At 42.3% G+C, this 23502-nt stretch carries 17 protein-coding genes; 3 read left to right on the top strand and 14 right to left on the bottom strand.

The window, feature by feature from the left end:
• Window positions 1-67: 67 nt before the first annotated feature.
• The 5 genes from rmuC to PSI23_RS08640 form a co-directional block, all read right to left on the bottom strand.
• Entirely contained in the window at window positions 68-1423 is a 1356-nt protein-coding gene (gene rmuC, locus PSI23_RS08660; RefSeq protein WP_273554718.1) for a DNA recombination protein RmuC, read from the bottom strand.
• A 195-nt stretch (window positions 1424-1618) separates the two neighbouring features.
• Complete coding sequence (locus PSI23_RS08655) at window positions 1619-2149, bottom strand: DedA family protein (RefSeq protein ID WP_273554717.1); 531 nt, start codon at window positions 2147-2149, stop codon at window positions 1619-1621.
• Window positions 2150-2225: 76 nt separating this feature from the next.
• Window positions 2226-3008 carry a tyrosine-protein phosphatase gene (locus PSI23_RS08650; RefSeq protein WP_273554716.1) on the bottom strand — a complete coding sequence of 261 codons (783 nt, stop codon included), beginning with the start codon at window positions 3006-3008 and terminating at the stop codon, window positions 2226-2228.
• A gap of 144 nt (window positions 3009-3152) precedes the next feature.
• Complete coding sequence (gene udp / locus PSI23_RS08645; RefSeq protein ID WP_273554715.1) at window positions 3153-3908, bottom strand: uridine phosphorylase; 756 nt, start codon at window positions 3906-3908, stop codon at window positions 3153-3155.
• Window positions 3909-4219: 311 nt separating this feature from the next.
• On the bottom strand, window positions 4220-5605 hold the full coding sequence (locus PSI23_RS08640) for a GntP family permease (protein WP_273554730.1): 1386 nt from the start codon (window positions 5603-5605) through the stop codon (window positions 4220-4222).
• A 293-nt stretch (window positions 5606-5898) separates the two neighbouring features.
• Between PSI23_RS08640 and PSI23_RS08635 the strand changes: the two genes are divergently transcribed.
• Window positions 5899-9180, top strand: a complete 3282-nt coding sequence (locus tag PSI23_RS08635) for an autotransporter outer membrane beta-barrel domain-containing protein (RefSeq protein WP_273554714.1) — start codon at window positions 5899-5901, stop codon at window positions 9178-9180.
• Between the two features lie 170 nt (window positions 9181-9350).
• Here PSI23_RS08635 and PSI23_RS08630 read toward each other — a convergent pair whose 3' ends face one another.
• The 6 genes from PSI23_RS08630 to PSI23_RS08605 all read right to left on the bottom strand — a co-directional run bounded on the left by PSI23_RS08630 (window position 9351) and on the right by PSI23_RS08605 (window position 16452).
• The gene (locus tag PSI23_RS08630; protein WP_273554729.1) at window positions 9351-10730 is read right to left on the bottom strand and encodes a GntP family permease; all 1380 of its coding nucleotides are present in this window, start codon (window positions 10728-10730) and stop codon (window positions 9351-9353) included.
• Between the two features lie 14 nt (window positions 10731-10744).
• Window positions 10745-11698: a D-erythronate dehydrogenase gene (denD, locus tag PSI23_RS08625; protein WP_273554713.1), complete on the bottom strand. Its 954-nt coding sequence runs from the start codon at window positions 11696-11698 to the stop codon at window positions 10745-10747.
• Between the two features lie 99 nt (window positions 11699-11797).
• Complete coding sequence (locus tag PSI23_RS08620) at window positions 11798-12565, bottom strand: DeoR/GlpR family DNA-binding transcription regulator (protein ID WP_273554712.1); 768 nt, start codon at window positions 12563-12565, stop codon at window positions 11798-11800.
• Window positions 12566-12592: 27 nt separating this feature from the next.
• Window positions 12593-13372, bottom strand: a complete 780-nt coding sequence (gene otnI / locus PSI23_RS08615) for a 2-oxo-tetronate isomerase (RefSeq protein ID WP_273554711.1) — start codon at window positions 13370-13372, stop codon at window positions 12593-12595.
• Window positions 13373-13970: 598 nt separating this feature from the next.
• A complete protein-coding gene (gene otnK / locus PSI23_RS08610) occupies window positions 13971-15245 on the bottom strand; it encodes a 3-oxo-tetronate kinase (protein WP_273554710.1) in 1275 nt (424 codons plus the stop codon).
• Between the two features lie 169 nt (window positions 15246-15414).
• A complete protein-coding gene (locus PSI23_RS08605) occupies window positions 15415-16452 on the bottom strand; it encodes an IS630 family transposase (RefSeq protein ID WP_273554709.1) in 1038 nt (345 codons plus the stop codon).
• An 884-nt stretch (window positions 16453-17336) separates the two neighbouring features.
• Between PSI23_RS08605 and PSI23_RS08600 the strand changes: the two genes are divergently transcribed.
• Window positions 17337-17516: a hypothetical protein gene (locus tag PSI23_RS08600; RefSeq protein WP_273554708.1), complete on the top strand. Its 180-nt coding sequence runs from the start codon at window positions 17337-17339 to the stop codon at window positions 17514-17516.
• 86 nt (window positions 17517-17602) lie between these two features.
• On the opposite strand, the gene metE is transcribed toward PSI23_RS08600, so the two are convergent.
• A complete protein-coding gene (metE, locus tag PSI23_RS08595) occupies window positions 17603-19882 on the bottom strand; it encodes a 5-methyltetrahydropteroyltriglutamate--homocysteine S-methyltransferase (protein WP_273554707.1) in 2280 nt (759 codons plus the stop codon).
• Window positions 19883-19990: 108 nt separating this feature from the next.
• Here metE and metR point away from each other — a divergent pair, with 108 nt between their 5' ends.
• Complete coding sequence (gene metR / locus PSI23_RS08590) at window positions 19991-20947, top strand: HTH-type transcriptional regulator MetR (protein WP_273554706.1); 957 nt, start codon at window positions 19991-19993, stop codon at window positions 20945-20947.
• Here metR and PSI23_RS08585 read toward each other — a convergent pair.
• Window positions 20832-21731: a carboxylate/amino acid/amine transporter gene (locus PSI23_RS08585; RefSeq protein WP_273554705.1), complete on the bottom strand. Its 900-nt coding sequence runs from the start codon at window positions 21729-21731 to the stop codon at window positions 20832-20834. The genes metR and PSI23_RS08585 overlap by 116 nt on opposite strands.
• Before the next feature lie 22 nt (window positions 21732-21753).
• Window positions 21754-23403: a Na+/H+ antiporter gene (locus tag PSI23_RS08580; protein ID WP_273554704.1), complete on the bottom strand. Its 1650-nt coding sequence runs from the start codon at window positions 23401-23403 to the stop codon at window positions 21754-21756.
• Between the last annotated feature and the right edge of the window lie 99 nt (window positions 23404-23502).

Genomic DNA, 23502 nt, shown 5'->3' with positions numbered 1-23502 from the left:
GTCCGATTTTTATTCAAAAAAATTATAGCAAGTGTACCAGCCTTTCCGATAAAACCCTATCCAGACTTCACTCATTCACCTGCAACGATTGGAAAGATTTATCGATCAGCTGTGAATCAATAGGACGCTTCACATCCACGCCTAAATCGCGAAATCCCTCTGCCTGACTAATCAAGTTCCCTCTCCCCTCAACGAGCTTTTTCATTGCAAAGTGGTAACTCGCCTGCGCTTTGTTGAGGCTTTGCCCCAACCCTTGCATATCATCCACAAACAGCCGCATTTTGTCATACATTCTGGCAGCTTTATCAGCGATCAGACGTGCATTTTGGCTTTGATATTCATAACGCCACAAGTTATTTATTGTACGGATAGCAACCAGCAAAGTAGATGGGCTAACCAGCATAATATTATGTTTCAATGCTTCATCAAGTAACTCTGGAGCCTGATTGAGTGCAACCAAATAAGCAGGCTCCACTGGAATAAACATCAAAACATAATCCAGTGATCGCAGCCCGGGCAATTGTTGATAATCTTTTCGGCTCAGGCCACGAATGTGCCCTTTGATGGAGTTGATATGTTCCTGCAATGCTTGTGCCCGCTGCTCTTCGCTATCACTGTTGAAATAACGTTCATAAGCGACCAGTGACATTTTGGCATCAATAATTACATCTTTTCCCTGTGGCAGATGCACAATAACATCAGGTTGAAAACGTTCACTATTTTCGGCCTTAATGTTGACTTGTGTATCAAACTCATATCCCTCACGCAAGCCGGAAGCTTCCAAAACTCTGGTCAAGACCATCTCTCCCCAATTTCCCTGCATTTTATTGTCTCCTTTCAGGGCCTTGGTAAGATTGATAGCCTCTTTTGCCATCTGAGCATTGAGTTGCTGAAGATTACGAATTTCATGAGTCAGAGTATGACGTTCACGAGCTTCCTGCCCAAAGCTGTCTTGTACCTGACTGCGGAATCCCTCAAGCTGTTCGCGAAATGGTATCAGAAGGTTATTGAGATTTTGGCGGTGATATTCGTCGGTGCGGTGTCGATTCTGTTCAAAAATACGATTGGCGAGATTTTCAAACTGGGTACTTAATCGCTGTTCGCTATTGATCAATAAACGCTGTTTTTCCTCCGCTGCCAGTCTGCTTTCTTCAAGCCGAGTACTCAATTCTCGCAGCTCAGCTTCCTGCACACTATTAATTTCGCGTTGAGCCAACAACTCTTGGTTTAATTGAGCACATTCAGTGCGCCAATAGTGAGATTGTTCCAGCTTTTCATGGCTGACAGCCAATTGGCTATATAATTCACGCAGTTCTTGCTCTTTTTGCTGGATTCTCTGATGAACAGAAAGCCAGACGAAGCCCCCTCCGCCCAGCAATCCACTTAATCCACCAATCAGCATATATAACCACTGGATATCCACCTATACACCCTCACTAACATCATTGTCGCTAAATTCCGGTCAACTTTTAGGGATTACTAGCCTCAATGTAAGTTAAATAGACGCTGTATAGATGTCCAGAGTATTCAATAGCTTTCTTTCAATTTGCAAAGCGGCTCGCAATTACTCCATTCTCTTATTCCATCCATTTTCACTAATTCCAGCCACTTCTCACTTTTATCCCATCCATTCGGCCAGCCAACGCAGACCAAACGCTCCCGGTGCTAAAATACCAAATGCCCAAACTAATGCAGAAGCAAAATTAGCGAGCTGAAAATGACGTTGTGGCATGGCACAAATTCCCGCCACCAGTGGTACAACGGCCCTCAATGGACCAAAAAAACGTCCAATAAAAACGCCCCATACCCCCCATCGTTCAAAAAATCGATGGCCGCGAACTAAAGTTTGAGGATGGCGAGAAAGTGGCCACATCTTGCCAACATTCTCTTTGTAATGGAAACCAAACCAGTAAGAAACCCAGTCTCCAAAGAAAGCTCCGGCAGCGGCGGCTACCCATATTGGCCAGAAGGTTAACCCATTTTCACCAATCAATGCCCCTAACCCTAACAAAATGATCGTTGCCGGCAACAATAGGGAGATAAACGCCAACGATTCACCAAATGCAAGTAGGAAAACAATTGGAATTGCCCAAATTTCATGGGCTTTTACAAAGTTTGTGACCAGTTCGATAATTTCATGCAAGCTCACATTAGTCTTTCCTGTGTTATCAGTAATATGTCATAGGTTAGCACTGCACAACCAACTAAATGCTAACCTATTATTTTTATTCAAGAAAATAGGATTGTAGTTTTTCACGCGCCGCAATATTGAGTCCGATATCTTTTTCCAACCAAATATCTACGCTGCCATAATGTTGATTAATGCTATTAAGGGCGGTCAATAAAAACTCTTCCCGCACTGAATAAACATAAGCAAATTTTTCAACAACATTTTCACTCATGACTTTTGCGTGTTCACTCAATAAATAGTCTCGATACGGAGCCAGCGTAACATTGGTCAGCAAATAATCTTCCATTACCGTATCCAGATTAGCACCCAATGCGAGTAAAACCAGTGCGGAGCCGACTCCTGTCCTATCTTTGCCAACCGCGCAGTGTTGTACAATTCCGCCTTTCTCTGGTTGCAGCAGCAATGCAGCTAATGTTTTATAAGCTGGATTATTAATGGGTAGCAATTCGTAAAGACGTGACATAAATACTTTTGCATCGAATTGCGCCAATATCTCCTTATCTAACTTATCCAGATTGGCATTCACTTCTTTGGAAAGAGGATTAGCCGGAGCATGGTGGTAATGTGCCCCATGCCATACTTGATCCGGTTTATCCAGAATTTCACTGCTATCACGATAATCGATGATCTGAAAAAGATTTCGATCCACTAAAAAAGCCTGATCGTTTTCTGTCAGTCTGTCCAGTGAACCGGAACGAAAAAGCAACCCTGATTTGATCTTGGCACCATTATTCAGTGTCTTATTCCCTAAATCACGGAAATTAATGCCACCATTCAGAGGAAGTAGTGAAGGATGAGATAGAATTGTTGTGGTCATAGTCACTCTTATTGAGATTAAAAGATGCCTTTTATCTTTCAGATTATGTGCAAAATATTATGACATTATCAGATTTTGACATGAAGGGAAGTGCAGATCGTACAAACGATAGGGCCAGAATTCTCCGGCCCTCGATAAAAGGCATTACAGTAGGCGGCGGGCAGCCTCAACAACAATTCCTAACGCATTGCTTTCAGTTTTCTTCAACAGCTCAACATCTGGGATTTCCTGTTGGGTACGGTTAACGATAACCCCAGCCACCATACCAGCACGCAGCCCCTGACTTGCACACATAGTCAGCAATGTTGCAGATTCCATCTCGAAGTTCATTACGCCCATTTCTTGCCATTCTTTCATGGAACCCTGGAAACGGCGCACAACACGACCGGAATAAGTGTCGTAACGCTCTTGTCCCGGATAGAAAGTATCAGAAGATGCTGTAACACCAACATGAGTAGCAGAACCTGATGCTTTTGCTGCTTCGTACAGTGCATTTGTACACTCAAAATCAGCAACCGCTGGGAATTCCATTGGAGCAAAATGCAAACTGGCACCGTCCAAACGAACCGCAGCAGTCGTTACTAATACATCTCCTACATTGATATTTGGCTGAATCGCCCCCGTTGTTCCGATGCGCAAGAAAGTACATACTCCTAATTGTGCCAACTCTTCTACGGCAATCGACGTTGAGGGGCCACCAATTCCTGTAGAGCAGACAATAACAGCCTTTCCGTCAATTTCTGCACGCCATGTTGTAAATTCACGGTGGGAAGCCAGATGTACTGGGTTATCCATCAGTCGCGCAATTTTCTCAACACGGTTAGGATCGCCTGGCACAATCGCCAGAGTCGCGCCTTGCAGGTCGCTTTTAGTGATACCTAAGTGAAATACATCAGACATATCAGACTCCTCAACGGACATGATTCAAAATATGGATACCTAAATTTAATCAATACTCTGACATTTTTTAGTGATTAAAATCACTTTTAATTAATATAAAAAAGAAACACATACATATATTTGTGATTAAAATCACATTTAAGGGAGAAATTAATATAGTGAGCATAAAGCGGAAATGGAAACAATATTCGAAGAACAATCACAAAACCTGAAATACGAAACCTGAAAATAAAAAAGCGCCCTTTACAGAGCGCCATCACTATTTATATTACTACTTACATCATTATTTACATAACAAATTGCATGACAAACTACATGATAAGGTTGAGAAGCAGCACACCACACAATCCAATTCCCCAGGCAATTGTGGTAGGAATCGACCAGACGATAATCTGCTGCCGCACATTTTTAATGCCCATCATCCGGTTAACTACCCAGAAAAAACAATCATTGAAGTAACTAAAAAACAGTGTACCCATCATGGCAGCCTGAGCGGCAACCAGCAGATTAACATCCGGTATTTGTTTGATAACAGGCGCAGAGATAGAGGCGGCAGTTATCATTGCTACCGTACCAGAACCTTGAATTATGCGTATTAGCGTTGCAATGATAAATGGGATCAAAACGGGTGTTATTGGCAGGCTGGCAATATATTGCGCCAATATTGTTCCTGTCGAGCCTTCGTTCAGCACGGCTCCCAATGCCCCCCCAGCTCCTGACACCAACAAAATAATGCCTACAGTTTTTAACCCTGTTTCCAAATGTTCAATCACTTCATGCTTACTGACATTTGGCATTAGCGTATAAACCGCCAGTAATACGCTGATTGCCAGTACAATAATTGGTGATCCAAGGAAATTAAGAATCTGAAAATAGAAATAATTTTCTTTTCCTGCAAATGCATCGGTTTTCAGTAGCATTCCATTAATTACACCGGCCAAAATAAGGACAATCGGCACAACGATGGGCAAAAGGGAAAGAAACAGACTCGGTAGCAATTTTTGCTCTTTTTCTTCCATATAACGCTGATGAACTTGTTGCAAATTTTCTGCATTTTCTTCCGTATCACCAAGTTGATATTCAGGATATTTAGTCTCCAGCCATTTTGCATAGCAAGTAATACCAATGACACATGGTATGGCCAGTATCATACCAGCCAGCATCATTGAACCTATACTCACTCCGAATATCCCTGCGACTCCAAGTGGTCCGGGTGTCGGAGGGACAATATGGTGAGTCACCACCAACCCTCCTGCCAGTGATACCCCTAGCGTCAATACATTTCGTTTACCTTTCTTTGCCAATGCTTTCACCAGAGGATAAAGGATCACAAAAGCCGAATTCACAAATATGGGGATACTGACAATATAGCCGGTAATCGCCAAAGCCCACTCTTCACGTCTTTTACCCAACCATTTAATCAAACTATAGGCGATTCGTTCAGTTGCCCCTGAAACCTCCAATATCCGTCCCATCATGCATCCCAGCCCAATCACGATACCGATGCTGCCTAATGTTGAGCCAAATCCCTTGGAGATCACTTCAACAGTACTGACCATCGTTAAACCGCCAGATGTACCAGCAGTTATCGCTGCAATCAGCATGGCAATCAGTACATGAACACGAGTGCGTAAGACCAGAAAAATCAGCGTAAATACCGCCACTCCCAATCCAATAATTGGGACGTAAAACTCCATCATAAAACCCCATTTCAAGCTTGTTCAGGCATACCTGCAAAATACTGTTCCCAATATTCGGATGTTAGCAATTCTGCGCTGAAAGTCACAATTTTGATCATCTCCTGTGCCAGAACTGCTATTGATGAATTAATTTGACTATTTACATTGTCGAATATTTAATCTGTTTACTATTTATTTATGTGAGGAATGATATTCAATATATGAAGCAAATATCACTGTTCTAAGACTAACCACAAGGATGCCTAACATGAAAAAACTCTCACTGGCCATATCCCATATCATTGGTATGTATGTTACCCAGTCATCATTTATATGCAAAATACGACAGCCATTTGGTTTACAACTCCCAAAATACGGCTGTATTTGAAGTACGTTTCTTTGGCGTTGATGATGGACCTTTTGCGTCCGGTCAGCAAAAATCGACATGGAATCTGGATCAACAACATAAAGAAAAAATATTGGCTGGGATACGTTACTGGGCAAATATCATCCAACCCAAGTCAGGAAAATTACCTGCAATCATAAATGTAGGTACGTATGACGAAGACAACGCCGAAGCAGGGAGTGCCCCTGTAAAGGATGGCTCAATTAGCCTCACACAGTTGCAGGCAGCGTTGAACGGTAAGGATGCCGGAAAATTAGAATTTGGAGCCCATAGCCAGATTGTAATAGGAAAACTAGGGGGACTAAACCGTGATCATTCGCCTTATATACCCTCACAATTACCCCCCACAGATAAGGCAGATCTGGTAGGCACTTCAACTCATGAATTGGCTCATGCATTGGGTATCTCAAGTATGGTATCTAATCGCAATGGTAAAAACACCCCCATTTTTGATTCTGATATGCCTCTTGACCTCTGGACTAAACACTTGCGCGACGACAATGGAAATCCAGCAAAACCCGGGCAGGTGATACTGTGTAAAGGGTGCAACAATGCCTATGATCCGCAAGGATTCGACTTACGGCGCGATCAAGGATATTTCACTGGTCAACACGTAAATGAAGTGCTGGCAGGAGCCATGCGCGGTATACCGGTAAAAATACTGGCTGGCAATGGCTTGGTTGACAATAATTACATGAGCCATATCGAGTTGAAAAACAGCCTGATGAGCCACCAAAATTACAGTAACTACACAGGCCTTATGGAAGCAGAACTGGCCGCGATGCAGGATATGGGTTATCAAATAGATCGGCGTGATCTCTTCGGATTCTCAGTATATGGCAATGGGCAGACTTTGATTAACCGACATGGCTATTTCCTGCGTAATGCGCAAGGCAATGCATACGTGCCCGGTAAATACAATATGGCTGAGCGAGGTCTCGGTTTGCATGTTTATGGCAGCAATAACCGGATCTTCCAAAAAGCGGATCTGTTAACCCTGGGTGCTGGCGGTGCCGGTATTCGTGTAGACGGGCAAAATAACACTCTGAGCATTGAACCAGAAACACGTATCTATGCTGATGGATTCAATGGTCGTGGCGTGATGTTCACATATGGTAAAGGTCACAACCTGATTCAGCGTGGTGATATTCAGGCACTAGGGGATAATGGTGTGGCTATCAGTTTTGACTTTGGTAATAACTCGTTGGGAAATAAGGTGGAGTATCGTGGTTCCTATATCCATTTTATCGATGGGAAGTCCATAAAGTTATTGCCGGAGCTGAATGGCGCGCTGGCGGATAATGTCGATATCAGTGGACGTGTTGCCGGTAAATCGGCGGCTATTTATATGTCGAAGAATGCGCTGGTGAGCAACATTAATATATTAAACGGTGCTCGGCTGGAAGGTAACATTGAGTCCAAGTATGACCAGGAGGACGCATATGGCCGACAACGTCTGACACAGCTTTCTTTTGGACGTCTGGCTGACTCGCAGGGGCGCGCAACAGATCAGGCAGATCCCAATTTCATGCTGCATTATAAAGGTAACATCAAAGGTATCAACAATCTGGATTTGAATGCTCTCGGTGGGGTAACATCGCTTAACGGCAACCATCAGATTTATAGTATGTATATTGCCCCTAAAGCCACTTTATCCGGGAACAGCGACTATACCCTGAATCAGGCGGGCCGTTTTGTGAATAATGGGATCGTCACCCCGGGTAATCCGGGTAATTCGTTGGGAAAGATTACCGTGACAGGAAACTATCAACAACGCAAGAACGGTCAATTACAGCTTAAGGTAGATGGCCGCGGCGGACATGATACCTTTATTGTCAATGGTCATGCCGAACTCAATGGTCAACTGACGTTTGTACCGCAGCGTGACTGGTACGCTACTGACTGGCAATTGGATTCAAGCGGCCTGTTAAAAACAACGTCACGTAGTGGTGAATTCAGCCAGGTGAATAGCCAGCTTCACTCCCCAACACTGAGACTGCAAACAACCCCGCAAAAGAATGGAGCTTGGCAGCTTACTATGCTGCGCGCGCGAAACGCCTATAGCCAGTATGCGCAGAACAACAATGCGAACCAAGTAGGAAAGGCACTGGATCGCATTGTGTCAACTGCACAGCCGGATATACAGCAACTGTATCGCACGCTGGATTTTTCTGCCGCAGACGGCAGTGGTATCAGCGGTGCATTGAACCAACTTTCCCCCGCAGGCTACAGCGCTATGTTTGCCAACTCCCTTAATCGTGAGCAACAGATAGCCAATATCATCAGCGGGCGTCATATCGCCACAGCACCAATGCAATTAGTCAAAAATGAATGGAAGAGTTTTGCAGTGCCGTTTGTCAGTAGCTTAAGCCAGAAGCGCCAAGGCAACAGCGTAGGGTATAACGCTTCTAGTTATGGAGTTGTATTTGGTGCTGAAAAACAAAGTGAGAGTTATCACAACTGGATATTTGGCTTACACGGAGCCATCAGTGGTCAATCTGCTACCATAAAATTACCAGAAAGCGGTACTGGTAAAATGACCGCATTCAATCTAGGCATACAGGCGCGCTATGCCGTTAATCCACTGGCTGGCGCTTATATGTTCGGTAATGGTCGGTTTGGCATTGAAGACGGGCTGATGGATCGCAACGTGCAAGTGAATGACTACACGGCAAGTAACCATGCCAGTTGGAAAGGATTAAGTAGTTCATTCATGGCAGGTGGCGGCTACCGCTGGGCGTTGAGCGAAAACCTGAGTGCAGGCCCAACGGCTTCATTGAATTACACCACCTTATCTCGTCGTGGCATGACGGAGACAGGCAGTGATAGCAGCCGCCTGAAGTTGGGTTCGAATACTTTCAACTCGCTGCGTTCCAGCATTGGGGTGAACAGCAATTGGAGTTTACCGCTCTCTTCTGGTGCAGTAGTCACAACCGATCTGCAACTAGCTTGGAATCATGAACTGCTTAATACTGATTTGGTGCAAAATACGAGCTTTGCCAACTACCGAAACGTAGGTTTTAGTAGTAAAAATCAAGTGGCTGGACGTAACTCCCTGGGCTTGAAAGCGGGTATGCGTTATCAAATAAACAAGAATATTGAATTGGGAGCTGGAGTTACCAGTGAGGTATACCGTTCTGGTCATAACTCGGTATCAGGAAATCTGTCAACTACCTGGCGCTTCTGATATACAAGCAGATTGTAAAGTCTTTCTAGTTACATTATGAAAAAAGAAACGCTTATGACTTTATCGACCACAGCACAATGCTGTGGTCGATAGAATATTTATGAATAGGATTATTTTTATCCAACACACCCTCTTTACAGAGCGCAATTTCATTATTTATATAACAAGATCTACATAACGAGGTCGAGAAGCAAGACACCACACAACCCGATTCCCCATGCGATTGTTGTAGGAATTGACCAGACGATCATTTGTTGCTTCGCATCTTTAATACCCATCATTCGGTTAACAACCCAAAACAAACTATCATTGAAATAACTGAAAAACAGTGCCCCTATAGTTGCAGCCTGAGCAGCTAGTAGCATGTTGATTCCTGGTATTTGGCTGATCACGGGAGCTGAAATAGAAGCTGCTGTTATCATTGCCACTGTGCCCGAACCTTGAATCAAACGCACTAACGTTGCAATTATGAATGGGATCAAAATCGGAGTTATTGGTAAACTAGCAACCTGTTGTGCTATAAAAATTCCCACTCCGCTCTCGCGTAATACCGCTCCTAATGCTCCACCAGCACCAGTAACTAGCAGAATAATTCCCACTGTTTGTAATCCAGTTTCTAGATGCTCAATCACTTCGTGTTTGCTGATTTTTAGCATTAAAGTATAAACTGCCAGTAATACACTAATGGCTAAAGCAATAATCGGTGTACCAAGGAAATCAACGAGTTGAAAATATAAATGTTTTTCTTTTTCAATAAATATGTCAAATTTCAATAAAATATTATTTATTGCTTTAATCAAAATCAGAACTATCGGAACAATAATAGGTAAAAGGGAAAGAAATAGGCTCGGTAGCGGTTTATTAACTTTTTTTTCCATGTAATCCTGATAAATCTGTTTCAGTTTTTCAGGCTTTTCCTCAACGTACTGATATTCCGGATATTTAATCGCCAACCATTTTGCATAAAAAGTGATACAAATAACACATGGAATAGCCAATATAATACCAACCAACATCATTGAACCGATATCTACGCCAAAAATCCCCGCAACACCAAGTGGTCCAGGAGTCGGGGGAACAACATGGTGAGTTACTACCAATCCTCCAGCTAATGCAACCCCCAATGTCAATATATTTCGTTTTCCTTTCTTAGCCAATGCCTTAACCAAAGGATAAAGGAGCACAAAAGCCGTATCGACAAAAATGGGGATACTGACAATATAACCAGTAATTGCCAGCGCCCATTCCTCACGTCTCTTACCTAACCACTTGATGAAGCTGTAAGCTATTTTTTCGGCAGCACCAGAAACTTCTAGTATCCGCCCCATCATAATCCCCAAACCAATCACAATACCGATACTACCTAATGTTGATCCAAATCCTGTAGTAATCACTTCAATGGTATTAGTAATGGTCAAACCACCAGTGACTCCTGCGATTATAGCTGAAATCAACATAGCAAGCAGCGCATGAATTCTGGTACACAAGACCAGGAAAATCAGCACAAATACAGCTACGACTAATCCTATTAGTGGAATATAAGGTGCCATCATCAAGCTCCATCTCAATGTATATCATTAGCGATAAATGTACGAATGGAATCGCGGAATGAACAGTCAGCCCTAAATCCCAGTGCAAGACTTCGACTAATATCAAAATTTCCAGGCCAGCTTTTCACTATTTGATTGATGCCTTCATCTAGCTCAAAACGAATAAATTCTATGGGCTTCTGACCTGCTACTTCTTTCAATGCATCAAGCATACCCTGCACTGTAATACTAATTCCCGGCAAATTTATAATACGTGAAGAATCAAATTCTTCCTCTGGGATCTGAGCTGCATGAATAAGATTACGAATTACTGTTTCAGGACTAGAAAGCCACAATACAAGCTCACGGGAAACAGGGCAAATACTGTTCTCTCCATGTAATGGCTCACGAATAATTCCACTGGCAAATGAAGAAGCAGCCTTATTGGGTTTACCCGGACGGATACTAATAGTTGGTAGTCTAAGAATTCGTCCATCGACATATCCTTTACGAGAATAGTCATTAATCATCAATTCACACATCGCCTTTTGAGTACCATATGAGGATTGGGGGTTAACAGCACAGTGATCTGTTACTGTTTTTGGTAAAGCTCCCCCAAATACTGCTAGTGAGCTAGTGAAAATAAATTTCAATGATGGATTCTTGGTGCGGGCAGACTCCAATAAATTTCGTGTCACATCAAAATTAACGCTCATACCTAAGTCAAAGTCTTGTTCAGCCTGACTACTGACAATGGCAGCTAAATGAAACAAAATATCACTCTCTGCATCAATCAGTTTTTCAACCGAGCTTGCTTGCGCCAAATCCAGCGCCAAACACTGTACTCGCGGATCGTTGACAGGAGCAATTGGACACTGAATATCAGTTAGAACCAATTGTTCGAAGTTAAATGCTGACTTATTTTTCAGTAAAGCAAAAGCTAACTGCTGCCCCAAAAATCCTGCACCACCAGTAATAATTATTTTCATATAGAATTCTCCCTTATAACCTTTTGGGACTATTATAGAATTTTCTTTTATAGCCTCCTGAATCTATCTTTATAAGTAGTAGTTCATTTTTTATAACCCCTATATATTGACAATATGTAACTTCATATTTAACTCCTGTAATTGTTGTTGTACAGACATTGATAATTTCCCATCACACACAATGTCATTCAGATATGAGAGAGGACAAACACGAAACATGCCATATTTTCCATACTTACTGCTATCAGAAACCAATATTTTCCTACGTGCTATTTCTAGCAGTGCCTGTTTTACCAATACTTTTTCTTCATGAGGAGTGGAAATTCCATGCTCAAGCTCCCATGAGCTAGTGCTAATGAATGCAATATCCACATTCAAAGAACGTAATACCATGGCCGCACTCTTTCCGACACAAGAATAATTACGTTTATCTACTTGCCCCCCAGTATGAAACAAATTCAGTTGTGGTTTATTCATCAAATACTGGATAATCGAAAAATCATTCGTAATAATCGTCAGGTTAAAACGTTCTGCCAATACCTGAGCAATTTCAAATGTCGTCGTTCCTGCATCCAAATAAACCACCTGACCGTCTTCCACCAATGAGGCTGCATATTTACCTATTGCCCGTTTATGACGATGATGGATAAGTGCTTTTTCATTCCATGGTAATTCTTGCCGTAAGGCATCATTTAGCTGAGTGCCTCCGGTGATGCTAATAACCTTTCCCTCTTCCTCCAAAATGCGAATATCCCGTCTTACTGTCATATGCGAAACATTCAGCAATTCAACCAATGTACTAATAGAAACCGTCCGATGTTCATGTAGATGACGATAAATAAAATCTCTGCGCTCTGAGGGAGTCATAACCTCTCCTGCTACATTACCGTGCAATCATGATTGGGCTTTCTGTAACCATCCAAGTCCTTCTTCCGTACTATCTTCTGGATGATATTCACACCCCAACCAACCTTGATACCCCATCTCATCCAATTTTCTAAATAACCAGAAATAATTAACCTCACCTCTATCTGGTTCATGACGTTCAGGGACTGAGGCAATCTGGATATGGCTAAATTTCCCCCACAGGCGTTCTATCGTTTTCAACAAATCCCCTTCCATAATTTGACAATGATAAAGATCTAGCTGGATGAAAACGTTTTGACGGTCAATAGATTTCAACAACTCTTCTGCCTGATTTTGTGTTGTCAAGAAATAATCAGGCATATCACGAATATTAATTGGTTCAATTAAAACATTGATATCATGCTCAACCATTATATCCGCAGCGTACTGAATATTTGTGATATAGCACTCGCGCTGTTGTTCCTGCGTAAACTGTCCATCCCATTTTCCTGCCATTACATGAATCTGTTTACAACCCAATACTAGTGCATATTCCAAAGCTTTATGCACTCCATTAGCAAACTCTTTCTCTCGTCCAGGTAAACAAGCTATCCCTCTATCACCAGAAACCCAATCTCCTGCAGGCATATTAAATAGCACCTGCGTCAATTGATTTCTTTTCAACAAACTAGAAAGCTCTTCCTGTGATTCTTCATAAGGAAATAGATATTCAACACCTTTAAAGCCAGCATTTGCTGCCCGTTCAAAACGTTCAGTAAATGGGACTTCCTTAAACATCACACTCAAATTCGCTGCAAATTTAGCCATAACATATCCTTATTATCTGGGATAACGTATTTCCAATTCTATCCCCTTATACTACCCTTCATTCACAGTAGTAAAAAACCGTTCAGTAGCATCGGATAAAGCCTTATGCAACCTTCCAATCATTCTATATTGAAAAAAGCTTGCTGTAATGCTTCACTTCCAACAACTGGATTATGCTTTTTAAACAAAGTAGAGTTGTGTTTTGTGGCAATCTTCTCAATTCATTAGACAATTCTATATTCTAAAATGGGAAATATTCCATCCGTAGAAAGTCAATATTCTACTATCATGACATAATATAGTGTGATAGAAAGGAAATAGCTTTTTGGGGAAAAATATAGAAGGTTACTATCAAATACGGAAATATAAAATAACATCCCATCTATTTGATATTTTATGAAATGTATAGAAGTTTTTTTGTGGGTCGGTCTCTAGAGATACAACACTCACATGTACATTTTCCATTTTATAAATTTAGCTGCTATTAGTCAGTATAACAGTGAGTGAATAAACCATATTATATGCTCATATATTGATCCCTAATAATACAGAACAAAAATAAAACAAATCTATACCATCTGAGCCAAATGGTACCTTTTCATATAAGAAACATCTCCTGTACATACTGAAAGAAATCAAGCTCACCAAAATTGCCTGATTTCAATGCAAACCAACAATCAGTATATGTATCATGTACCCAAGGAATACCGGGAGCAATGGATGCACCAATATTGAATTGGCTAACTCCCAAGCTCTGTACAACTTGAGCGGAAGTTTCTCCCCCTGCAACAATGAAAGTATTAAATCCCTGGAATCTCAGTTTTCTTGCAATTTCAGCAAAGAAACTTTCAATTGCATTACTCGCATCTATAACACCATATTGCTGCTGAGTCATTTTCAACAAGTTAGGAGGTTGTGTCGCATATAACATTGGTGCGAAACCATTCATTGGCTGCTGAGTAATCCAATCCATCAATATGTTGATATATTCTGGGTTATTGATACATTCACCTACATTCAATGATAAAGTAGGTGCAATATTTTTATACTCATTAACTTGCTTGTTTGTCATAACTGAACAGCTGCCAGAAAGAATTATTACTCTTCTTTCTCTAGTAGGTGGAATATTCCCAATTGCCAATTCTGTCAATGTCTTCCCTGTATGGCAATAAGTAAGTGCGGCTCCTAAACCTGAGCCACCAGTCACCAAAATCATTTCCGATACTGCTTGGGCTATAGGCAATAAATCTTCCATCGTAACAACATCTACCACCGCATAACGAATACCGCGTTGGCGTAATGATTCCAATTGATAACAAATAGCCTCTTTTCCTTGGTGTACACAATGAAGATCGACTAATCCAGCTTCCCCTTTTGCTTGCTGTTCTATCAACCGCAGTAAGTTGGAATCTTTCATAGGAGTAACAGGATGATACTGCATTCCACTTTCATTCAATAACTGCCCGTGAACAAATAAATTCCCGTTCAATACAGTCCGTCCGTTAATAGGAAGTGCTGGACAAATCAGGCTAATATTAGTTTGAAGTTCATCCATCAAAGCATCAATAACGGGTCCTATATTTCCTTCCGAAGTTGAATCGAAAGTAGAGCAATACTTGAAAAATAACTGCCGGCAACCTGCTTTATGCTGTAACCATTGACAAGATTTCAAGGATTGTTTTACAGCCTCATCAGCAGGACAAGATCGACTTTTCAAACTAATTACAACAGCATCTACATCATCTGGAACAGATGTGTTCTCATCTGGCACCCCTAACAACTGAGTGACCTTCCAGCCACTTTGCACCATAAAACTAGCTATATCAGTTGCTCCAGTGAAATCATCAGCAATCACGCCAAGTTTGATAGTCATAGTTATCTCTTTGGTAAAATTGCTATCTTAAATATTTTGATCATCGTATGCCCTATCTCTCTTAATCCTTATGATCATTAAAAATATCTGATATGCATTTATGGAGAAAATTTCATCTCTTATTTGCTTTTTTTGACATATTCATGAATTTTTCATCATATATACGAAATTAACTTGAAGATGCAGGAATTAAAGTCTGGAAATTATCTGTCAGCCGGGTAGCCAATTCCTGTACTTTTTCTGGTAATGTGACATGAAAAAAATGATGAAATGTTTCACGGAACGTTTTTTCATCCGGGAAATAGACATTGTTTCGTATCTGCTCATTCGCGTACTTCCATAATCGCTCAATCGGGTTGAGATTCGGGCTGTAAGGCGGCAGATAATGCAACTCGATATTCAGGACCTCAGCAAAAAATTGAACTATTTCAGAGCGGTGGTAACCGGCTCCATCCAGAATGAGATGAATTTTTTGTGAAAGCGGATAAGTTTCCCAGATTGAGCCGAAAAACAGGACGACATTTTTCGCGTTAATCGTCGGATATTCACGAATCACAGTCTCTTCAATCCGTTGCAAATTGAGTACGCCCATGATGTTGAGGCGGGTACGGCTGCCTGTAGTTTCGACCATTTTGACAGGCTCCCTTCCGCGTTTCATCCAACCGTAACTTAATTTTGTGGACTGAGTAGGATGCATGGCATCAATAAACAAAATAGGCTCATGTTGGCCACATTCAGCTTTCAGCGCGTTGTCGGTTTCAATAAACTGTTGCTGTTTATCCGCCTCGAATTTATGAGGCGTTCCCATCGGCTTCTTGTAGCTGAATCCCTGACGGTGGAGCCATTTTGTCATCCCGGCCACCGTGAAAGTCACCTGCCAGCGTGCCCAGACACAAGCCACAATTTGTGCGGTAGTGTGCATCAAATTTGCCGTCAGATACTCAACTAATTCTGCCGTTTGTTCGGCAGATAAACGGCTTTCAGATCCCCCATTTTCAGGGGCGAGTTTTTCTTCAGAGAAGTCATCCTTCAGATGGCGACTCACCATACTTTCATGAATGCGCAAAGCATGGGCAATCATCTGGGCAGTCCAACCTTCTGATGCCAAAAGCACGGCCTTGATGCGGTCACGTACGCGCCCATCACGAGTCGTATCGTGCATCAATTCGAGGGCTTCTTTTTGGGCATCTGTCAGGGTAATTTTCATGGGCGCAATCTTGATCTGATATGAATGAAAAATCAAGCATCTTCAATTACGATGGGTATAGTGCATAATGCCATAAATGAAACTTGGTAAAGTAGAATAATATCATTGATAATTTCAAACATTCTGTGCTACATCAGCAATCAGCTTTAACTGCTTAAACGACTCAAAGAAGTAAAAACCATATTTGTCAACTAACTCTCTACTATCTTCAAAGCACTCTAAAATTAGTTCATCAGATATATTGTTCATATCCGTAAGAACAAACAGCAAAATTTTTGTATATTCGAATAAGGTGTGCAGCTATACAAAATAGCTATTCAATTATTTTGATTTATTCAACTAATGAACTCTTTTCACTTGTATGAAAAAATGTAAAGCTTGCACACCATTACTCTCAGACTACCCAATAGGCTTGAATTGGAATACTTGCTTATTAAAGGCAGTGCTACTCCTGCTTCCATAGCTTACAGCCCTTCTATTTCTATTTTATTATTTATGAGGTTCCCTGGTGTTGTATGACAATTTGTTACCTTTTAATCTTCACACAGATCATTTCACAAAAAAACGATGAATATCACATTCATAACTTATATTTAATACTAATAAAATTAATTAATAAGCTGAATTTAAAGATTTTTTTTATAAAAACCCCAAAATGCCATTTCACACACTAGTGTGAAAAAATAAGAAAAACTACTCAATATAAAAAATCCCCCACTTATCTGAAATCAGGTGAATTTGAAATATTGTGCTATTGTAATAATTAAATCTGTCATACACCTTTATCTCCTAACATTTCTACTACTCTATTCCTGTAAACGTACCTAAATAAGTACCTTATCTGGTCATACAGATAAAGCCTCAACCGATGGGAGAGAGTCACAATGGGCTTTTTTGATCAAATTGCCAATATGCTGAGTGGTGGGAAAAATCAGCAATTCCAGCATATGATGGATTGGGTTGAGGATCAGGGAGGAATTAGGCCAAACGGTGAAGTCCCAGGAAATCTGGATTTAAAATCCGCTGGCATAGATCTGTTGAAAAATAAACTGTTAGGAAAATGAGTTACTTTTTACTCGTCTTTTGCCCGCCACAGTGAATGAAATGTGGCGGGTGTCTTTAATTTGTTTAAGCCTAATCTGATGCTAAATTAATTATTTACTGAAGAACGCAGGCGTTTTGCTGCTTCTACCATGTTTGCCAGTGCTTGTCTGGTTTCTGTCCAACCACGAGTTTTCAGGCCGCAATCCGGATTTACCCATAAACGCTCAACCGGGATACGGTCAGCCGCTTTGCGTAGCAATGCCTCAATCCATTCAACACTAGGAACGTTTGGTGAGTGAATATCATACACACCAGGCCCTATCTCATTTGGATATGAGAAATCTTCGAATGAATCCAACAGCTCCATATCCGAGCGAGAAGTTTCAATGGTAATCACATCTGCATCCAGTGCTGCAATGGATGGCATGATGTCATTGAACTCGCAATAACACATATGGGTATGGATTTGGGTATCATCTTTCGCAATTGCTGCACTCAGTTTGAAAGCATCTACCGCCCACTCCAGATATTCCTTCCACTCTTCTCTACGCAGGGGTAAACCTTCTCGCAGTGCAGGTTCATCAATCTGAATGATGCCAATGCCAGCTTTCTGCAAATCATCAACTTCATCACGCAAAGCCAGAGCAATCTGTTTAGCGATGGTTTCACGGCTGATATCTTCCCTTGGGAATGACCAACAGAGAATGGTCACTGGTCCCGTTAACATGCCTTTAACTGGTTTATCAGTCAAAGATTGTGCATATGTCGCCCAATCTACCGTTATCGCTTCTGGACGACTAATATCGCCAATGATCACCGGTGGTTTCACGCAACGGGAGCCGTAACTTTGCACCCAACCATTTTGGGTAAAGACATAACCATCAAAGTGCTCACCGAAATACTCCACCATGTCATTACGCTCAGCTTCACCATGTACCAATATATCCAGCCCCAGATGCTCCTGCTCCTGAATCGCCTGTTTGATATGTTCACTGATATTGGTTCGGTAATGTGTACTATCCACCCGACCTTTTTTGAAATCGAGACGCAAGCCACGAATTTCCGTAGTTTGCGGGAATGAGCCGATGGTTGTTGTTGGCCACAACGGTAAGTTATACCGTTGGCGCTGAAGTCTGGCGCGCTCAGGATATATCTGATTACGTTCACTGTCCTGTGGCTTAATCGTCGCGATACGCTCAGCAACCGATGGATTATTCACCCTTGTAGAACTGCGACGAGCACGAATTGGAGCACTATAGGCATCAAGCTCAGCCTGTTTATTGCCTTCTCGCGCATTCAATGCTTGTGACAATAAAGAGAGTTCCGCGCATTTCTGCAAGGCAAAAGCAAACCAGCTTTTCACTTCTTCATCCAACCCAGTTTCATCATTCAGGTCAATGGGGCTATGAAGCAATGAACAGGAAGTGCCAATCCATACATTTCGCTTATTTACCAATGGTGCAACAAGCTGGTATTTCTCACTCAAATCAGCACGCCAAACATTGCGGCCATTAATCACACCCAATGAAAGCAGCCAATTTTCCGGCAAAGATTTATCCAAATTTTCAAGAGAATCCTGCCCTGCAACCAAATCAACATGCAATCCTTGCACTGGCAGCGATTTTATCGTTTCCAGATTGTGACCTATGCTATCGAAATAGGTCGTCAGCAGTAATTTCACTTGTCCCTCAAGTGATTGATAGGCCGTGGAGAATGCCGCCAGCCACTCTTCAGGCAATTCCAGTACCAGCGCAGGTTCATCAATCTGTACCCATTCAATGCCACGTTTTGCCAGCTCTGCCAGCACTTGCTGGTATACCGGAAGGATATCCTTTAACAGAGACAGGCGATCAAAAACTTTGCCTTTTACCTTACCAAGCCATAAATAGGTCACTGGTCCCAAAAGAACAGGTTTTATTTTGTGTCCTAGTGCCAGAGCCTCATCAACTTCGTCCAACAATTGAGTCCAACCCAGCTTAAATTCCTGCCCTTCCTGAAATTCAGGCACGATATAGTGATAATTTGTGTTGAACCATTTAGTCATTTCCGAAGCAGCCACAGGTGTGCCTGTTGGTGCCCGGCCACGGGCAATACGGAACAGAGTATCCAGATCAATATTTCCATCTTCATTTTGATGGCGCGGAGGAACATTGCCCAATAACAGACTCGTGGTCAATACTTGGTCATACCAGGCAAAATCACCAACGGGGACTAAATCAACGCCCGCTTCTTTTTGTTGCTGCCAGTGACGTGCACGTAATTCACGGCCTGTTTCCAGCAATTCCTGTTGGGAAATTTTGTCCGCCCAATAGTTTTCTTGCGCCTTTTTTAGCTCTCTTTTCAATCCGATACGTGGAAAACCTAATGTATGATTCAAAACCGTCATGTCGTCACCCATAAAATTTTAGCCATCTAGATGTTTACACTTCTATAATCAACAGGTAGTGTATAAACCACAAGCGCAAATTATTCATTATCATCTTGAAGGTTTTTCATGATCGAAATAAAACATTTAAAAACACTACAAGCACTGAACCATTGTGGCTCGCTGGCAGCGACGGCAAATTACCTGCATCAGACGCAATCAGCTCTTTCGCATCAATTCAGTGAGTTAGAACATCGGCTGGGATTTAAGTTATTCATTCGTAAAAGCCAACCCTTGAAGCTAACGCCTCAAGGAGAGGTATTATTAAAGTTGGCAGATCAAGTTTTGCCCCTAATTACAGCTTCCTTACGTGAATGCCATGAGCCAGAAGAGGCAAATTTACGCATTGCCATTGAGTGCCATAGCTGTATTCAATGGCTGACTCCAGCGCTGAAGCGTTTTCGTGAAAGTTGGCCGCAGGTTAATGTAGATTTCAAATCTGGCGTGACATTTGATCCCCAACCCGCACTGCAAAAACGCGAGCTGGATATTGTTCTGACATCTGACATTATTGCGGACAGCAATCTGCACTATACGCCACTGTTTGATTATGAAGTGAAGCTGGTGATTGCACCGGATCATCCATTGGCAAATAAACGCGATATTCGTCCACAAGATCTCGCTGCTGAAACTTTACTGATTTATCCTGTCCAGCGACAACGGTTTGACATCTGGCGGCGTTTTCTCCAGCCTGCGGGAGTAACTCCTACATTAAAAACTGTCGACAATACACTATTGTTGATTCAAATGGTTGCGGCCCGATTGGGTATCGCCGCATTACCACACTGGGCAGTGGAAACATTCGAACGACAAGGGTTGGTTGTCACCCAAACGTTGGGAGAGGGATTATGGAGCAGATTGTACGCTGCCAGCCGTGAAGGAGAGCAACGTCAACCCGCTATTGATACATTTATTCGTTCTGCGCGCCAGCACGCGGTGGATAAATTGCCGTTTGTGAAGCAGGTTTCAGTATCCAGCGGTGGTGCACCCAAAGTGATGCAACAATCAGGCTGCCCCCAATGGTAAAATTCAGCCAGTTAGGATGCTGCTGCCAGATTGCAAAATTGACCAACAAACCCGCCGGAACCAGCATATTATTCATAATTGCCAGTGTTCCGGCATCCACCTGAGTTGCCCCATAGTTCCACATAAAATAGCCAATACCCGACGCACCGATACCTAGCCAAATCAGGACTCCCCACTGTAGCTCAGTTGTTGGCAATTTTTGCAGATCACCAAACATCAACCAGCCAATGCTGGCGACGACACAAGCTCCCAGATAGAACCATGAAAATGCCACTTGCTGCGGGATCGGGTGAACTTCCATCAAGCGTTTATAGCCAACCTGACCAACCGCAAAGAAAATATTTGCCAATTGCACTAATATCAGGCCAATCCAGAAAGATTCACTCAATTGGTCATAACGAATAATTGCTGCGCCAGCTACTGCCAATAAAGAACTCAGGGCATAACCCCAGCGCAGCCGTTGACGCCCCATCAGATCATAAATCAACGTGACATAGAGTGGCGTCATGATGGTAAAGAGTAAAAATTCTGCCACTGTCAGATAGTGATAGGCATGAAATACAAATAAATACATCACACCAAGCTGACAAGCACCGATAGCCATATACAGTGAAATGATTTTCAGCGATAACCCACGCCAGCGCAAAAATGGTAAAAATACTATTGCTGCCAACACTACTCTGACAAGAACAGAAAACCAGCTATCAACCTGACCAGCGAGATAAACGCCAATCAGGCTAAATGAGGCAGCCCACAAGAATGTTGTGATCGTTAACAGCCACATAATTTATTGATCTTTTACCTTTTTATTGTTCTTTCCCAACTAAAAGCGCTTCTAGCAAATCAAGATCATGCAGCAACGTTTGTAGTGTTTCATTACTAATCTTACGGGTTGCACGCAGGTGATATAGCTCTCCTCGTTCAGCCCTTAATGCCGTCAAACGGAAACGACGCTCCAGTTCTTCAATCATCAGGTTATGCTCGATTTCATCTGTTCCCGCAGTGCGACGCCGCAAATAACCTGTGACCCGAGAAGCAACCTCACCAATGACTTCAGCATCCAGTTGTTCTTCAGTACTGGCCGACAGACGCTCTTCCATCTTATTCATACTGACAATAGCAACTTCAGCCATTGCAGCTTTTGCCATTCTGATTTCATTGAGATCTGCCTGCTTATCACCTATCGTCATACCACGCAGCAGCAAAGGTAACGCGATAACACCCACAAAAAGAGAGAACAGGATCACACCCGCAGCAATGAAAACCAACAGATAACGTGCCGGGAACGACTCACCACTCGGCAACAACAATGGCACAGACAGCGCACCCGCCAACGTAATTGCACCACGAACACCAGCAAATGAAGCCAACCACAACTCACGGGTAGTATAGGAAGTAAACTCAATTGGTTTCTTCTTCATCAGCACTTTGCTGGTATTTTTCATCAGCCATAACCAGCTGAATCGCAGTAATAACAGTGCACAATAAATGATCCCAACGGCAGCGAACAGCATCCAAGTTTCAACTTGTGGATCAATATCAGCCTCATACACAGATGTTTCCCAGATACCCGGTAATTGCAGCCCCAGCATGATGAATACAAGGCCATTGAAGACAAAGGCCAACATCCCCCATACATTATCGGCACGCAGACGCATATCCAGTGGTGCATTGCGGATTACGCCCGCCTTACTGATAGTCATACCTGCTGCAACCGCAGCCAGAATCCCTGATACACCGATATGTTCAGCAATCATATAGGAGGCAAACGGCAGCAACATCATAAACATGATTTGAGTTGCGGGATCATCCCCACTCCAGCGACTCATCAGTCGTAGTGATTTACTGTACAACCAGGTGACAGCGATACCCGACAACAAACCACCAATCGCAACCTTGAAAAACTCTATCGTTGCGCCAGTGACAGTAAAAACCATCGTTCCCATGGCAATCGCCACGGCGAATTTCAGAGCCACCAGACCAGAAGCATCATTCATTAATGCTTCCCCTTCCAGCACGCTCATCATATTTTTAGGAATGCGTCCTTTTCCAACAATCGAGGATAATGCCACCGCATCCGTTGGTGACAATACAGCCGCCAGTGCAAAAGCAGCAATAAGTGGGATACTTGGCAATAACCAATGGATCAAATAGCCAATGCCAACGACCGTCACCAATACCAACACTAAAACTAAAGTGACAATTTCACGTCCATGCTGGAAAAACTCTCTAGTCGGCGTTTTCCAGCCATCAACAAATAACAAAGGGGGGATAAGTAAAACGAGGAATAGTTCAGGATCAAAATGAACATGTAAACCAAAATGAGGCCAGGCCAGCAGAGCCCCCATTGCTATTTGCACTATAGGCAAGGGGACACGGAACGGAATCATTTTAGTAAGAACTCCAGAAACTGACACCACCAAAATCAAGATCAAGATAGTAAAGAATATTTCCATGTTACCCTTACAAATTGCCAAAAATCCGTCGATAAAAAGATTGTGACTGTTTTTTATCATTAATAACAGCGCTAATAACTATAAATATGGCAGTTATTA

It is taken from the genome of Xenorhabdus yunnanensis (assembly GCF_028598805.1).
GTDB classification, from domain to species: domain Bacteria; phylum Pseudomonadota; class Gammaproteobacteria; order Enterobacterales; family Enterobacteriaceae; genus Xenorhabdus; species Xenorhabdus yunnanensis.
The sequence above is the reverse complement of the archived record's forward strand: the minus strand, read 5'-3'. Positions and strand labels throughout refer to the sequence as shown.

Coding starts and splice junctions, on each gene's coding strand:
- PSI23_RS08600 (WP_273554708.1), top strand. CDS start 17,337: ATGGGCTTTTTTGATCAAATTGCCAATATGCTGAGTGGTGGGAAAAAT.
- otnK (WP_273554710.1), bottom strand. CDS start 15,245: ATGACTATCAAACTTGGCGTGATTGCTGATGATTTCACTGGAGCAACT.
- denD (WP_273554713.1), bottom strand. CDS start 11,698: ATGAAAATAATTATTACTGGTGGTGCAGGATTTTTGGGGCAGCAGTTA.
- metR (WP_273554706.1), top strand. CDS start 19,991: ATGATCGAAATAAAACATTTAAAAACACTACAAGCACTGAACCATTGT.
- metE (WP_273554707.1), bottom strand. CDS start 19,882: ATGACGGTTTTGAATCATACATTAGGTTTTCCACGTATCGGATTGAAA.
- PSI23_RS08585 (WP_273554705.1), bottom strand. CDS start 21,731: ATGTGGCTGTTAACGATCACAACATTCTTGTGGGCTGCCTCATTTAGC.
- PSI23_RS08640 (WP_273554730.1), bottom strand. CDS start 5,605: ATGGAGTTTTACGTCCCAATTATTGGATTGGGAGTGGCGGTATTTACG.
- PSI23_RS08650 (WP_273554716.1), bottom strand. CDS start 3,008: ATGACCACAACAATTCTATCTCATCCTTCACTACTTCCTCTGAATGGT.
- udp (WP_273554715.1), bottom strand. CDS start 3,908: ATGTCTGATGTATTTCACTTAGGTATCACTAAAAGCGACCTGCAAGGC.
- PSI23_RS08580 (WP_273554704.1), bottom strand. CDS start 23,403: ATGGAAATATTCTTTACTATCTTGATCTTGATTTTGGTGGTGTCAGTT.
- PSI23_RS08630 (WP_273554729.1), bottom strand. CDS start 10,730: ATGGCACCTTATATTCCACTAATAGGATTAGTCGTAGCTGTATTTGTG.
- PSI23_RS08605 (WP_273554709.1), bottom strand. CDS start 16,452: ATGAAAATTACCCTGACAGATGCCCAAAAAGAAGCCCTCGAATTGATG.
- otnI (WP_273554711.1), bottom strand. CDS start 13,372: ATGGCTAAATTTGCAGCGAATTTGAGTGTGATGTTTAAGGAAGTCCCA.
- PSI23_RS08620 (WP_273554712.1), bottom strand. CDS start 12,565: ATGACTCCCTCAGAGCGCAGAGATTTTATTTATCGTCATCTACATGAA.
- PSI23_RS08635 (WP_273554714.1), top strand. CDS start 5,899: ATGTTACCCAGTCATCATTTATATGCAAAATACGACAGCCATTTGGTT.